16 protein-coding genes are annotated in these 12,578 nt (G+C 69.5%); 12 read left to right on the forward strand and 4 right to left on the reverse strand.

Annotated features, from left to right (window positions below; translation table 11 throughout):
- Window positions 1-93 precede the first annotated feature (93 nt).
- The 4 genes from hisD to B0F77_RS48755 are packed head-to-tail and all read left to right on the forward strand — an operon-like array spanning window position 94 to window position 3,265.
- Window positions 94-1,410: a histidinol dehydrogenase gene (hisD, locus tag B0F77_RS31720; protein WP_086666684.1), complete on the forward strand. Its 1,317-nt coding sequence runs from the start codon at window positions 94-96 to the stop codon at window positions 1,408-1,410.
- A complete protein-coding gene (locus B0F77_RS31725; RefSeq protein WP_086666685.1) occupies window positions 1,407-2,513 on the forward strand; it encodes a histidinol-phosphate transaminase in 1,107 nt (368 codons plus the stop codon). The genes hisD and B0F77_RS31725 overlap by 4 nt, the downstream gene beginning before the upstream one ends.
- Window positions 2,510-3,109: an imidazoleglycerol-phosphate dehydratase HisB gene (gene hisB / locus B0F77_RS31730; protein ID WP_086666686.1), complete on the forward strand. Its 600-nt coding sequence runs from the start codon at window positions 2,510-2,512 to the stop codon at window positions 3,107-3,109. The genes B0F77_RS31725 and hisB overlap by 4 nt, the downstream gene beginning before the upstream one ends.
- Entirely contained in the window at window positions 3,110-3,265 is a 156-nt protein-coding gene (locus B0F77_RS48755; RefSeq protein ID WP_169731008.1) for a hypothetical protein, read from the forward strand.
- Here B0F77_RS48755 and B0F77_RS31735 read toward each other — a convergent pair.
- Both B0F77_RS31735 and B0F77_RS31740 read right to left on the reverse strand, forming a co-directional pair.
- Complete coding sequence (locus tag B0F77_RS31735) at window positions 3,262-3,867, reverse strand: class I SAM-dependent methyltransferase (protein WP_086666687.1); 606 nt, start codon at window positions 3,865-3,867, stop codon at window positions 3,262-3,264. The two genes, B0F77_RS48755 and B0F77_RS31735, sit on opposite strands and share 4 nt — an antisense overlap.
- Entirely contained in the window at window positions 3,864-4,388 is a 525-nt protein-coding gene (locus B0F77_RS31740) for an RNA 2'-phosphotransferase (protein ID WP_086666688.1), read from the reverse strand. The genes B0F77_RS31735 and B0F77_RS31740 overlap by 4 nt, the downstream gene beginning before the upstream one ends.
- Before the next feature lie 45 nt (window positions 4,389-4,433).
- Here B0F77_RS31740 and B0F77_RS31745 point away from each other — a divergent pair, with 45 nt between their 5' ends.
- Together B0F77_RS31745 and B0F77_RS31750 are read left to right on the forward strand one after the other, a co-directional pair.
- On the forward strand, window positions 4,434-5,378 hold the full coding sequence (locus tag B0F77_RS31745; RefSeq protein WP_086666689.1) for a hypothetical protein: 945 nt from the start codon (window positions 4,434-4,436) through the stop codon (window positions 5,376-5,378).
- Window positions 5,368-6,243 carry an alpha/beta fold hydrolase gene (locus tag B0F77_RS31750; protein WP_086666690.1) on the forward strand — a complete coding sequence of 292 codons (876 nt, stop codon included), beginning with the start codon at window positions 5,368-5,370 and terminating at the stop codon, window positions 6,241-6,243. The genes B0F77_RS31745 and B0F77_RS31750 overlap by 11 nt, the downstream gene beginning before the upstream one ends.
- On the opposite strand, the gene soxR is transcribed toward B0F77_RS31750, so the two are convergent.
- A complete protein-coding gene (soxR, locus tag B0F77_RS31755) occupies window positions 6,187-6,633 on the reverse strand; it encodes a redox-sensitive transcriptional activator SoxR (RefSeq protein WP_245848921.1) in 447 nt (148 codons plus the stop codon). The two genes, B0F77_RS31750 and soxR, sit on opposite strands and share 57 nt — an antisense overlap.
- 73 nt (window positions 6,634-6,706) lie before the next feature.
- Here soxR and B0F77_RS31760 point away from each other — a divergent pair, with 73 nt between their 5' ends.
- From B0F77_RS31760 to priA, 6 genes are all read left to right on the forward strand, one after another.
- The gene (locus B0F77_RS31760; protein ID WP_245848915.1) at window positions 6,707-7,369 is read left to right on the forward strand and encodes a thiamine pyrophosphate-dependent enzyme; all 663 of its coding nucleotides are present in this window, start codon (window positions 6,707-6,709) and stop codon (window positions 7,367-7,369) included.
- Entirely contained in the window at window positions 7,369-8,262 is an 894-nt protein-coding gene (locus B0F77_RS31765) for a transketolase family protein (protein WP_086666692.1), read from the forward strand. The genes B0F77_RS31760 and B0F77_RS31765 overlap by 1 nt, the downstream gene beginning before the upstream one ends.
- Window positions 8,263-8,449: 187 nt before the next feature.
- Window positions 8,450-9,262 (forward strand): hypothetical protein, encoded by an 813-nt coding sequence (locus tag B0F77_RS31770; RefSeq protein WP_143466992.1) that lies wholly within the window; start codon window positions 8,450-8,452, stop codon window positions 9,260-9,262.
- 10 nt (window positions 9,263-9,272) lie between these two features.
- Window positions 9,273-9,908, forward strand: a complete 636-nt coding sequence (hisH, locus tag B0F77_RS31775) for an imidazole glycerol phosphate synthase subunit HisH (protein ID WP_086666736.1) — start codon at window positions 9,273-9,275, stop codon at window positions 9,906-9,908.
- On the forward strand, window positions 9,905-11,125 hold the full coding sequence (locus B0F77_RS31780; protein ID WP_086666694.1) for a hypothetical protein: 1,221 nt from the start codon (window positions 9,905-9,907) through the stop codon (window positions 11,123-11,125). Before hisH ends, B0F77_RS31780 begins: the two co-directional genes overlap by 4 nt.
- Entirely contained in the window at window positions 11,122-11,853 is a 732-nt protein-coding gene (priA, locus tag B0F77_RS31785; protein ID WP_086666695.1) for a bifunctional 1-(5-phosphoribosyl)-5-((5-phosphoribosylamino)methylideneamino)imidazole-4-carboxamide isomerase/phosphoribosylanthranilate isomerase PriA, read from the forward strand. The genes B0F77_RS31780 and priA overlap by 4 nt, the downstream gene beginning before the upstream one ends.
- On the opposite strand, the gene B0F77_RS31790 is transcribed toward priA, so the two are convergent.
- Window positions 11,819-12,520: a Clp protease N-terminal domain-containing protein gene (locus B0F77_RS31790; protein ID WP_086666696.1), complete on the reverse strand. Its 702-nt coding sequence runs from the start codon at window positions 12,518-12,520 to the stop codon at window positions 11,819-11,821. The two genes, priA and B0F77_RS31790, sit on opposite strands and share 35 nt — an antisense overlap.
- Window positions 12,521-12,578 lie beyond the last annotated feature (58 nt).

A 12,578-nucleotide genomic window follows, 5' to 3' on the forward strand; every position in this document is an offset into this window, starting at 1 on the left:
CTGAACCGAGCCTGGCTCTGGTGTCACTTGCGGAGATAGCGCCGATAGCGGGCTGACCGTTGACAGAATTCGGCAGGAACTACCCTGTAAGGCATGCTCAGCCGCATCGACCTGCGAGGTCGCACCACGACTCCCGCTCAGTTGCGCGCCGCCGTGCCGCGCGCCGAGGTGGACGTGGACGCGGTACTGCATCACGTGCGTCCGATCGTGGACGAGGTGGCGGCTCGTGGCGTCGAGGCCGCGCTGGAGTACACGGAGAAGTTCGACGGTGTTCGTCCCGCTTCTGTGCGTGTGCCCGCTTCAGCTCTTTCGTCCGCCTTGTCCTCGTTGGACCCGGCCGTGCGCGAAGCGTTGGAAGAGGTCATCGCACGCACCCAGCGCGTGCACGCCGACCAGACCCGCACCGACACGACCACCCAGGTCGTGCCCGGCGGCACCGTCACCGAGAAGTGGGTGCCGGTCGCGCGCGTCGGTCTCTACGCGCCCGGTGGCCTCGCGGTCTACCCGTCGACGGTCGTGATGAACGTCGTGCCCGCGCAGATCGCCGGCGTCGAGTCGCTGGTGGTGTGCTCACCGCCGCAGGCCGAGTTCGACGGTCTGCCGCACCCGACGATCCTCGCTGCCGCCGAGCTGCTCGGCGTCGACGAGGTGTGGGCGGTGGGTGGCGCGCAGGCCATGGCGTTGCTGGCGTACGGCGGCGTGGACACCGACGGCGGTGAGCTGGCCCCGGTCGACGTCGTCACCGGTCCCAGCAACATCTACGGAACGGCGGCCAAGCGGTTGCTGCGCGGTCTGATCGGCATCGACTCCGAGGCTGGGCCGACCGAGATCGCGATCCTCGCGGACTCGTCCGCCGATGCCGTGCACGTGGCCGCCGACCTGATCTCCCAGGCCGAGCACGACCCGTTGGCCGCTTCGGTGCTCGTGACGGACTCCGTCGAGCTGGCGGACGCGGTGGACGCCGAGCTGGAGCGTCAGATCGGTGCCACCAAGCACCGCGAGCGGATCCGCACGGCGCTGGGCGGCAAGCAGTCCGGGTGCGTGCTGGTGTCCTCTGTGGACGAAGGTGTGCGGGTTGTCGACGCGTACGCCGCCGAGCACCTGGAGATCCAGACGCGTGACGCGCGCGAGGTGGCGGCGCGGATCCGGTCCGCCGGCGCGATCTTCGTCGGCGCGCACTCGCCGGTGTCGCTGGGCGACTACTGCGCCGGCTCGAACCACGTGCTGCCCACCGGTGGCTGCGCGCGGCACTCGTCCGGGCTGTCCGTGCAGACGTTCCTGCGCGGCATCCACGTGATCGACTACTCCGAGGAAGCCCTGCGCGAGGTCGCGGACAAGGTCGTCGCGCTGGCCAACGCGGAGGACCTGCCCGCGCACGGGCAGGCTGTCACAGCGAGGTTCTCCCGATGAAGCCTGTTGTCGGCGCACGGGTGGAGCTTTCGGATCTGCCCCTGCGCGAGGACCTGCGCGGCCGCACGCCCTACGGCGCGCCGCAGCTCGACGTTCCGTATCGCCTGAACACCAACGAGAACCCGTACGCGCCGACGGACGCGCTGGCCGCGGACGTCGTGGCGGCGGTCGCCGAGATCGCGGGCGAGCTGCACCGGTACCCGGACCGTGACGCGGTGGCGTTGCGCGAGGATTTGGCGGCGTACTTGACCGAGTCCACCTCGGTCACGCTGACGGCCGAGAACGTGTGGGCCGCCAACGGGTCCAACGAGATCCTCCAGCAGATCCTGCAGGCGTTCGGCGGCCCCGGCCGGACGGCGCTGGGCTTCGAGCCGTCGTACTCGATGCACCCGATCATCGCCGCCGGGACGCGCACCGAGTGGGCGCCGACGCCGCGCCGCGCGGACTTCTCGCTGGACGTGGAGAAGGCCGCCGCGGTCATCGCCGAGACGCGGCCGGACGTCGTCTTCGTGACGTCGCCGAACAACCCGACCGGTCAGTCGATCCCGCTGGAGGACCTGCGGCTGCTGATCGCGTCGTCGACCGGCATGATCGTGGTGGACGAGGCGTACGCGGAGTTCTCCCCGCAGGAGAGCGCGATCAAGCTGCTCGACGAGTACGGCTCGCGGTTGATCGTCTCGCGCACGATGTCCAAGGCCTTCGCCTTCGCCGGCGGGCGCCTGGGCTATCTCGCCGCCGCTCCGGCCGTGGTCGACGCGCTGCAGCTGGTGCGCCTGCCCTACCACCTGTCGCAGCTGACGCAGGCGGCCGCGCGGGCGTCGCTCCGGCACGCCGCCGAGACGCTGGGTTCCGTGGCGCTGCTGGCGGCCGAACGCGACCGCGTGGTCGCGGCGTTGACGGATCAGGGTTTCCAGGTCGTGCCCTCGGACGCGAACTTCGTGCTGTTCGGCTGGTTCGAGAACGCACGTGAGGTCTGGAAGTCCTATTTGGACCACGGCGTGCTCATCAGGGACGTCGGAATCGCGGGTCACCTGCGGGTGACCATCGGAACGCCCGAGGAGAACGACGCTTTCCTCGCGGCCAGCAAGGAGGTCAGCCGGTGAGTCGTGTGGGCAAGGTGGAACGCACCACCAAGGAGTCGTCGGTCTACGTGGAGATCGACCTGGACGGCACCGGCCAGGTCGAGATCAGCACCGGCGTGCCGTTCTACGACCACATGCTCACCGCGTTCGGCGTGCACGGCTGCTTCGACCTGATCGTCCGCGCCACCGGTGACGTCGAGATCGACGCGCACCACTCGGTCGAGGACATCGCGATCGTGCTGGGCCAGGCGCTGCGGGAAGCGCTGGGGGACAAGAAGGGCATCCGCCGCTTCGGCGACTGCTGGATCCCGATGGACGAGACCCTCGCGCACGCGTCGGTCGACGTCTCCGGCCGCCCGTACACCGTCCACCGCGGCGAGCCGGAGCAGTTCAACAGCTTCGTGATCGGCGGCAACTACCCGTTCGTGCTGAACCGCCACGTGTTCGAGTCGCTGGCCTTCCACGCCCAGATCGCGCTGCACGTGCGCGTCGAGTACGGCCGCGACCCGCACCACATCGCGGAAGCCGAGTACAAGGCGATCGCGCGCGCCCTGCGTGCGGCCGTCGAGCCCGACCCGCGTGTCGGCGGGATCCCGTCGACCAAGGGCGTGCTGTAGATGCCGAAGGAAGTCGTCGTCATCGGCCTGCTGGCCCTCGCGGGCTTCCTGGGCGGTGGTGTCTACGCGACGTGGAAGACCGCCAAGTTCCTGGCGGTCATCCTGCTGGTGCTGACCGTCGTCGCGGTCGGCGGCGCGGTGCTCTGGCTCTTCTAGACCTTGCGGGCGAGGACCCAGTGGAACGTCGCTGGGTCCGGCTCGTGCATGGTCACCAGATCGTCGACGACGATCTCCAGGTGCTCCGCGAGCAGTTCCCGGTTCCTCGCGGGAGTGTTGCTGCCGAAGAACATCTCGACGCCGAGCCAGTTCTCCGTGACGTCCGGGGTGCCGACGCCGAGCGAGGCCAGGAACAGGCCGCCGGGCTTGAGCCACCGCGCGATCTTCGCGATCAGCGCGGGCTGTTCGGCACGCGGCACGTGCAGGATCGAGTAGAACGCCGCGATGGCGTCGAACTCACCGTCCGGGAAGTCGAGCGCGGTCATGTCGGCTTTCTCGAACCGCGCGTTGGGCACGTTGGCGCGGGCGAGGTCGAGCTGCTGCTGTGACAGATCGACGCCGAGCACGTCGTGGCGTTCGGCGAGCTTGCGGGTGCTCGGAACGCCGGCGCCGCAGCCGAGTTCGAGGACCTTGGCGTGGTCGCCGAGCCTTCGGTCGAGCTCGTCCAGGTAGTGGGCGCGCGGGTCGTCGGCGATCTGAGCGGACCACGTGAGGTAGTGCTCCGCGATGGAGTCGTAGCCGGCCTCGACGATCTTTTTCATGTGGTGTCCAAGTAGCGCGCCGGAACGTGCTGGGTGAGCCACACGCCGTTGGGGCTGAGCTGGAACTCGTGGCCGTCCTCGTGCATCGCCTTGGCGTCCACGGTGAGGATCACCGGCCTGCCGCGGCGTGCGCCGACCCTGCGCGCCGTCTCGACGTCGGGGGACAGGTGCACGTCGTGCCGTGACATCGGGCGCAGTCCGTCGCGCATGATGTCGTCGAGGAACTGCGCGACAGTGCCGTGGAACAGCTGGTCCGGCGGCACCGCGGCGGGCAGGCCGAGGGTGACCTCGACGCTGTGTCCCTGGTTCGCGCGGATGCGGTCGCCGTCGATGGTGAAGCGCTTCTTGTCGTTGCGCGCCACGACCTCGCGCAGGTCGGCCTCGGAGACGCCGAGCGCGGTCAGGAGGTCGGCCACCGGCACCCAGCCGGCCGGGTCGAGGGTGAGGCCGACGCGCTCCGGCTGGTGCCGCAGCGCCTTGGACATCCGCTTCGAGAGGCGGATCATTCGTTGTTCTTCCATTTCCCGCTCAGGAAACCACAGCGCGTCCAGTTGTTTTGCGGTTCGATGGATCATGTGTGGCCGGTACTGGGGTTGTTCTTCCTCGCGCCGTTCGTCGGCGAGTTCCTCCTGGGCAACATCCCGATCACGGGCATGGGGCTCGGTCTGCTGCTCGCCCCGCTGTACGGCAGCGGCGCCCTGCTGGTCCGCGAACTGGGCCGGCGCGCCGGCGGCTGGCCGTCGATGTTCCTGCTGGCGGCGGCTTACGCGTTGATCGAGGAGGGCCCGGTCGACCAGCTGATCTGGAACCACTCCTACGCGGGCCACGACTACCTGACCGGGCCGTCCTACGTGCCCTTGCTGGGCACGAGCGTCGAGGTGGTGCAGTCGATCCTGGCGCTGCACACGATCTGGAGCATCTGCGTGCCGATCGCGCTGGTCGAGACGTTGTCGCGGCGTGGTCCGTGGCTGCGGACGCGCGGGCTGGTCGTGGTCGGGCTGCTCTTCCTGGCCGGGTCGGCGTTCGTGTTCTACGGCAACTACGCCGAGGAACACTTCATGGCCCGGTGGTGGCAGTTCGGGTACGCGGGCGTGGCGATCGTGCTGCTGATCGTGCTGGCGTTTCGCGTCCGGCCGCTTCCGCCGTTGCCGGGATCCGCGCCCTCGCCGTGGCTGGCCGGGTGGGTGTCGCTGGCGGGGACCAGCGCGTACTGGGGGTCGGTGACGCTGATCGGCGCCGACTGGTTCGAGTGGATCGGTGTCGTCATCTGGTGCGTGGTCGTGGGGCTCGGGGCGCTGGTGGTGACGCGGTGGTCGCGGCTGGACGGGTGGGATCAGCGGCACCGGTTCGCGTTGGCCGCCGGTGCCGTGCTGACCTACGTGTGGTGCTCGTTCCCGGTGAAGCCGGAGCTGGGTGGGACCGAGGTGGGCGATTACGTGTTCAGCGGAATCGCGTTGGTGTTGCTGTTCTGGTGTGGTCTCAAACTGCGGGAGGCGCGGCGTGTGGCGTGATCGGGTGGTGCCGGGCGAGGTCGACATCTTCGTGGGGTGGCAGGAGGGCACCGGCGACCGGACGTTGCTCGCGATTCACGGCGGTCCGGACTGGGACCACAGCTACCTGCGCGACCCGCTGCAGCGCCTCGACTGCCGCCTGCTGATGCCGGATCTGCGTGGATGCGGGCGATCGGGCCGGGTGCCCGAGTACCACCCGGACGGTGTGGTGCGGGACCTCGTGCGGGTGTTGGACGAGTTCGGCGTTGAACGTGCGGACGTGCTCGGGCACTCATACGGCGGCACGGTGGCGCAGCGGTTCGCGATCACGCATCCGGACCGCGTGCGCAGCCTGATCGTGTCGGGTTCCAGCGTGTTGCCGGTGCCACCGGACGCCTTCGCAGGCTGGACGGAGCGGGACGAGGTCCTGGCCCGCCAGGAAGACCCGTGGCAGCGCCAGGACCTGTCGCCGGAGGAGTGCGTGCGGGCGGAGGCGTTCGCGGCGGCGCCGGCCAACGTGTGGCGCGCCGAGGCGATGCCGGGCTACCTGCGCCGGTTGGAGGAGGTCCGGTTCGGCGCCGAGTGGGTTCGGCAGCTGCAGGCCGGCGGTCTGGTGTCGCCGCGGCTGCCCGACGCCGCCCAGCGGATCGCGGAACTCGGCATCCCGGTGCTGTTGCTGCACGGACGGCAGGACATGACGTTCCCGGTCAGCCTGGTCGAGCCGACGCTGGACCTGATCCCGCGGGCGCGCGCCGTCGTGCTGGAAGAGACCGGGCACATGCTGCACGCCGACGATCCCGACGGATATCTGAAGGCCGTCCGCGACTGGCTAGAGGGTGCCGCCCTCCAGGACGGGCTTGAGCTTGGGCGCGCCCGGCCCGTGTGACGCCTGCTCGTCGTCGATGTTCTGCAGCGCGCAACTGCGCAACGACAGGCAGCCGCAGCCGATGCAGCCGGAGAGCCGGTCGCGCAGCCGGAACAGCGCGTCGATCCGGGCGTCGAGTTCGGTCTTCCACGAGCGGGAGAGGCGTTCCCAGTCGGACTTCGTCGGCGTCCGGTTGTCGGGCAGCTGGGCGAGGGCGCCGTGGACGTCCTCCAGGGTGAGGCCCACGCGTTGCGCGGTGCGGATGAACGCCAGGCGGCGCAGCACCGAGCGTTGGTAGCGCCGCTGGTTTCCCGCGGTGCGGACGGAGGCGATCAGGCCGCGGTCCTCGTAGAAGCGCAGGGCGGTGTGGGGGACGCCGCTGCGTTCGGCGACCTGGCCGATGGTCAGCATTTCCGGCAACTTGCTCACCCGATCATGGTAACCGCTTGACCTCCAGCTTGGTCGAGGTTGAACAGTTGGTGCCATGCAACGGATACCAGAGCTGTTCGCGAGGATGACCGGGGACGAGAAGCACGAGTGGGCTGCGGCTTCCACGATCGACGTGCTCTGGGTCCTCTACGACCAGGTCCTCAACGTCACGCCGGCCACCGTCGACGATCCCGACCGCGACCGGTTCCTGCTCTCCAAGGGCCACGGGCCGATGGCGTACTACGCCGTGCTGGCCGAGAAGGGGTTCATCGAGGAGTCCATTTTGGACTCCTGGACGTCGTGGGACAGCCCGCTCGGCCAGCACCCGGACCGGATCCTCGTGCCCGGTGTCGAGATCAGCAGCGGCTCGCTCGGCCACGGCCTGCCGATCGCGGTGGGCACCGCCATCGGGCAGCGCGTCGGCAAGAGCCGCGGACGCACGTTCGTGCTGGTCGGCGACGGTGAGCTGGACGAGGGCAGCAACCACGAGGCCATCGCGGTGGCGGCCAGGCTGGGCGTCGCGAACCTCACCGCGATCGTGATCGACAACCAGTCCGCCATGCACGGCTGGCCCGGTGGCATCGCGCGGCGGTTCGCCGTCGAGGGCTGGCAGACCACCGAGGTCGACGGCCGCGACCACGCGGCCATCTTCACCGCACTGACCGCGCCGCACGACCGCCCGTACGCGGTGGTCGCCAAGATCGAGAAGGGCTACTGATGACCACGATGCGCCAGGCGTTCGTCCGGACCGTCAACGAGGAGATCGACAACGACCCGCGGATCGCCGTGGTGACCGCGGTGATCTCCAGCAACGAGTTCCCGCAGGAGAACGAACGCGTCGTGGACGTCGGGATCCGCGAGCAGACCATGGTGGGCGTGGCGGGCGGTCTGGCGTTGGCTGGGCTGCGACCGGTCGTGCACAGCTACGCGCCGTTCCTCGTCGAACGGCCGTACGAGCAGATCAAGCTGGACATCGGCCATCAGGACGTGGGTGCGGTGTTCGTGAGCATCGGCGCGTCCTACGACGACCCGGCGTGGGGCCGCACGCACCAGTCACCTGGCGACGTCGCGTTGTTCGACACGCTGCCCGGCTGGACCGTGCACGTGCCGGGACACGCGGACGAGGTCACGCCACTGCTGCAGCAGGCGTTGAAGGACGACAACCGGGTCTACGTCAGGCTTTCGCTGCACGAGAACACCCAGGCGTATCCGGTCGGTGAAGGTTTCACCGCGCTGCGTCACGGAAAACGCGGTGTTGTGCTCGCCGTCGGGCCGATGCTCGACCGCGTGCTGAAGGCGGTCGACTCGGAGGGCGCCGATGTCACCGTGCTGTACGCCTCGACGATTCGTCCGTTCGACTCGGACGGACTGCGCAAGGCGGTGCAGGGCACGGACCATGCCGACGTCATGGTGGTGGAGCCGTACCTCGAAGGAACTTCTTCTCATCTAATTTCGGATTCACTGCAACTCATTCCGCACCGTGTGCGTTGTATAGGCGTCAAACGACACGCAGAGCTCCGCAACTACGGCACGGCTGAGGATCACGATGCCGCGCACGACCTCGACGTCGTGGGGCTGGGGAGCGCTGTGCGCAGTTTCTTCAGGGGGTGAAGAAGCATGTTCGCAGTCATGGGGGATGACTGGACCGGCGCGCCTTCTCGCGTCGTTTAGGGGGTGGCCGTCCGGGCCACATCGGATCCGGAGTCGGCACGGGCGGCAGGTTCGTGCCCGGCCCGGATCCGATGTGGCCCGGTCCGGTGTGGACTGGACCGCCTCCCGGTACGGAATGATGTTGTGCGTGAGAATGCTGATCTGGACGCCGTTGAACGCCGCCGAGCTCCAGAAGGCCATGCACAGCGGCAACGTGGGACCCGCGGCGCTCGTCCCGGTGCAGTCCGGCACGGTGCTGCTGCCTCCGCCGGCGACCAAGCTCAACGAGGCCGCCTACATGGCGAACAGGGTGCGCAAGATCGGGAGCGGCGCCGCGCTCGCCGTCTGGAACGCCGACGCCGCCCTTCTCTACCTGTTCACCTCCACGATCGGCCGCGCGTCCATGTGGGGCTCGCGCGAGGCCGTCCTGCGGTTGTCGGCGCAGGCGAAGCAGTCCGGTCCGGTCGGGCTGCTCTTCGACCGGACGACCGCGGGCCTGGTGAACCTGCGCGAGAAGGAGAAGTGGCAGCTCGACGCCATCGACAAGCTCACCGCGCTGTACCCGCCGGCCAGCCGCAAGGCCCCGCTCGAGCGCATCCGCGACTTCGAGAACGGCGTCGGTGCGATCCCGGACTTCTTCCGCGCGGCGGGACTGCACGAGGTCGCGCAGGTCGCCGAGCTCGCCGAACAGGGCCGTGCGGACGTCATGCTGCAGACGTTGGAAGCACCGCGCTCGCAGATGTGGCCGTTGGCGCTCGTCCTGCCGTTGATCGTCCTGGCGGCGTTGGTGACGGTGCTGTTCCACATCCCGACGTTCGTCTACTACCTCATCGGCGCGCTGCTGCTCGTGGGGATGGCCGGGATCATGGTCGCGCTCAGGCGCCGGCTCGTGCGCCGCAAGCCGATCAACGCCGTGTTGCCGGTCATACCGGTGACGCAGGGTGCCGCCCCGACCGACTAGCCTGGTGGGCGTGGCACGCGTCGTCGTTCTTGACTATGGCTCCGGCAACCTGCGCTCGGCCGAGCGCGCGCTTCAGCGGGTCGGCGCCCATGTCGAGGTGACCTCGGACCCCAAGGCCGCGCGCGACGCCGACGGTCTGGTCGTGCCCGGCGTCGGTGCGTACGCGGCGTGCATGGAGGGCCTGAACTCGGTGCGCGGCGCCCGGATCATCGGCGAGCGCCTCGCGGGTGGCCGTCCGGTGCTGGGCATCTGCGTGGGCATGCAGATCCTGTTCGAGCGCGGCATCGAGCACGGCGTGCTGACCGAGGGCTGCGGCGAGTGGCCCGGCACGGTCGAGCGGCTCGAGGCGCCGATCGTGCCGCACATGGGCTGGAACACGGTCCGCGCACCCGAGGGCTCGCAGCTGTTCGCGGGCCTGGACAAGGACACCCGCTTCTACTTCGTGCACTCGTACGGCGTGCGCAGGTGGGAGCTGGAGCCGGCCGAGCACATCAGGCCGCCGCTGGTGACGTGGGCGGACCACGCGGGCGACGAGTTCGTCGCGGCCGTCGAGAACGGGCCGCTGTGGGCGACGCAGTTCCACCCGGAGAAATCCGGTGATGCCGGCGCGCAGCTGCTGCGGAACTGGTTGACTACCTTGTCGTGATCACACGACTGCTGACGGTAGCCGCGCTCGCGGCTGCCTCCGTTGCTGTGCCTGGGGGCGCACTCGCCGCATCGGCACCGTTCCACGACAACTTCGACGGTGCCGTGCACACGTCGCTGACGTTGGGACTGAACGACAACCTCAAACACCGCCAAGGCACCGGAGCTGTCACGTACAGCCAGGTCGCCGGCGGTTCCGTGCACGTCAACGACCCGCGGCGGCCCGGAGTTCTGTCGTTGCGCGGGGACAGGACCTCGGTCCGCCTCGACGCGCCCTCCACCGGTTCGGCGCTCTCGGCGAAGCTCACCCCGGCGGCGGGCGGGTGGTCGTCGATCGTGCTCAGCCGGTCGGCGAACATCACCGGTGACGTGTCCGATCCGGCCGTCGACCTCGGATTCCTGTTGCGCGCCAACGGGGAGGTGGAGATCTCGCAGCCGGGGCAACCGGTGCTCTCCTCGTCGGTCAGGGCACGTGACTCCTACGAGGTGACGCTGAAGTTCGGCAGCTCGCTCGACCTCACCGTGAACGGCGAGCGGCGGACGATCAAGCTCGGCGCCGAGGTGCCGACCGCGCGGCAGTGGGTCTACCTCGGACATTCGGGCAGCACCGCCGGGCTCGTCGACAACCTGAGCATCGCGCGGCTGAACTCCGACGACCTGCGCAAGCGTCCCGGTTCGACGCTGCGCTACTACGGCTACGTCGGCGCGTCACCCCCGGTCGTGCGTGGTCACAGCAACCTGAACCTCGTCGAGCCGGCAGCGGCAACGGCCGCCGGGCACGTCGACGGGTTCGTGGCCGGTGACGCCGACTCCGCGCGCCAGCTGAAGAAGCGCTTCCCCGGCAAGAAGGTCGTACTCGTGGTGCCCGCCGCTCAGGTCGACGACGCGTTCCAGGCGCCGGCCGAGGTCGACGGCGTCGGCTTCCGCGCGCCGTGTGCCGGCTACGACGCGGTCGAGGCCACCATGGCCAAGCTGGAGGAGCGGGTCGCGGGCAAGGACCTCTTCCTGCTGCCGGAGGGGTCGCCGCAGGCTCCGTGCGCGGACCTGACGGACGCCGACCTCGCCGGCACCCAGTACATGTACCTCGCGCTGATCCAGCAGTACCCGAGGTACGTGGGTGTCCTGGCCACGCCCGTTCCGGCGCAGTTCACGCGCACCGCGGACGCCCAGGAGCGCGTGGCCGCCCTCGTGCTGGGGGACGCTAGGCTGAGCGGGTGACGTTCACACTCCTCCCCGCTGTTGACGTGGCTGATGGCAAGGCCGTTCGCCTCGTGCAGGGCGAAGCCGGTACCGAGACGAACTACGGCGAGCCGCTGGACGCGGCCTTGCAGTGGCAGCGCGACGGAGCGGAGTGGATCCATCTCGTCGACCTCGACGCGGCGTTCGGGCGTGGCTCGAACCGCGAGCTGATCGCGCGCGTCGTCGGCGAGCTGGACGTGAAGGTGGAGCTGTCCGGCGGCATCCGCGACGACGCGTCGCTGGAGGCCGCGCTGGCCACCGGCTGTGCCCGCGTCAACCTGGGCACCGCGGCGCTGGAAGACCCGGAGTGGTGCGCGAAGGCCATCGCGGCGTACGGCGAGAAGATCGCGGTGGGCCTGGACGTCCGCATCACCGAGCAGGGCCACCGGGTCAAGGGCCGCGGCTGGACGTCGGACGGCGGCGACCTCTGGGAGGTCCTCGACCGGCTCGACCGCGACGGCTGCGCGCGTTACGTCGTGACGGACGTGTCGAAGGACGGCACGCTGACGGGCCCGAACCTGGAGCTGCTCAGCGAGGTCTGCGCCCGCACCGACGCCCCGGTCATCGCGTCCGGTGGCGTGTCCACTGTGGACGACCTGGTCGCGCTGTCGAAGCTGTCGCGCGACGGCGTGGAGGGCTCCATCATCGGCAAGGCCCTGTACGCCGGTGCGTTCACGCTCCCGGAAGCACTTGCTGCGGTCCGTTGACGACCTTCTCGATGTGAGCGGCCGCGGCCACGTGCGTGACACCGGTGGTGTGCAGCACGTCGGCCGCGGTCCCGCCTTCTTCGAGCAGCACGCCGAGCAGGATGTGCTCGGTGCCGATGAACATGTGACCCATCCGCAGCGCCTCGCGCACCGCCAGTTCGAGCGCCTTCTTGCAGTGCGTCGAGTACGGCTGCTTCTCGGGCCGCTGAGCCGGCTCCTTCTCGAGCCGGTGCAGCACGGCGATGCGGGTGCTGCCGTCGCCGGACTCCAGCTTCGCGATGGTCTTGGCCGCGAGCCCGCCGGAGTCGTCGAGCAGCCCGAGCAGCAGGTGCTCGGTGCCGATCCGCTCGCTGAACCGCGCGTGGTGCCTGGCCAGCGCGATGACCCGGCGCGACCGCTGGGTGTAGCGCTCCGTCGACGGCTTGGTGAGCTCCGGCGACTCCTTGGGCACGAACCGCTTCTGCGCGGCCTGCTTGGTGACGCCGAGGCTCTCGCCGATCTCGGCCCAGCTCGCGCCGCCCCGGCGTGCCTCGTCGACGAAGTGGCCGATCAGGTGGTCGCCGAGCTCGTTGAGCTGACTGCTCATCTCGACGGCCTTCGCGAGGCGCACGAGGGCGTCGTCGGTCTCCTGGGCGACCGTGACGATGAGGTCGGTCAACTGGATCATGCGTCAACTCTAGGTTGACGCTGAGCGCTCGGTCAACCTCGGGTTGACGCTCAACGTT

This window comes from Lentzea kentuckyensis (assembly GCF_002150765.1).
Taxonomy (GTDB): Bacteria; Actinomycetota; Actinomycetes; order Mycobacteriales; family Pseudonocardiaceae; genus Lentzea; species Lentzea kentuckyensis.

Excerpts from the sequence above, each read along its gene's own strand:
- B0F77_RS31790 (WP_086666696.1), bottom strand. The coding sequence starts at position 12,520 with ATGATCCAGTTGACCGACCTCATCGTCACGGTCGCCCAGGAGACCGAC.
- B0F77_RS31725 (WP_086666685.1), top strand. The coding sequence starts at position 1,407 with ATGAAGCCTGTTGTCGGCGCACGGGTGGAGCTTTCGGATCTGCCCCTG.
- B0F77_RS31760 (WP_245848915.1), top strand. The coding sequence starts at position 6,707 with ATGCAACGGATACCAGAGCTGTTCGCGAGGATGACCGGGGACGAGAAG.
- B0F77_RS48755 (WP_169731008.1), top strand. The coding sequence starts at position 3,110 with ATGCCGAAGGAAGTCGTCGTCATCGGCCTGCTGGCCCTCGCGGGCTTC.
- B0F77_RS31745 (WP_086666689.1), top strand. The coding sequence starts at position 4,434 with ATGGATCATGTGTGGCCGGTACTGGGGTTGTTCTTCCTCGCGCCGTTC.
- B0F77_RS31735 (WP_086666687.1), bottom strand. The coding sequence starts at position 3,867 with ATGAAAAAGATCGTCGAGGCCGGCTACGACTCCATCGCGGAGCACTAC.
- soxR (WP_245848921.1), bottom strand. The coding sequence starts at position 6,633 with ATGCTGACCATCGGCCAGGTCGCCGAACGCAGCGGCGTCCCCCACACC.
- hisD (WP_086666684.1), top strand. The coding sequence starts at position 94 with ATGCTCAGCCGCATCGACCTGCGAGGTCGCACCACGACTCCCGCTCAG.
- B0F77_RS31765 (WP_086666692.1), top strand. The coding sequence starts at position 7,369 with ATGACCACGATGCGCCAGGCGTTCGTCCGGACCGTCAACGAGGAGATC.
- B0F77_RS31740 (WP_086666688.1), bottom strand. The coding sequence starts at position 4,388 with ATGGAAGAACAACGAATGATCCGCCTCTCGAAGCGGATGTCCAAGGCG.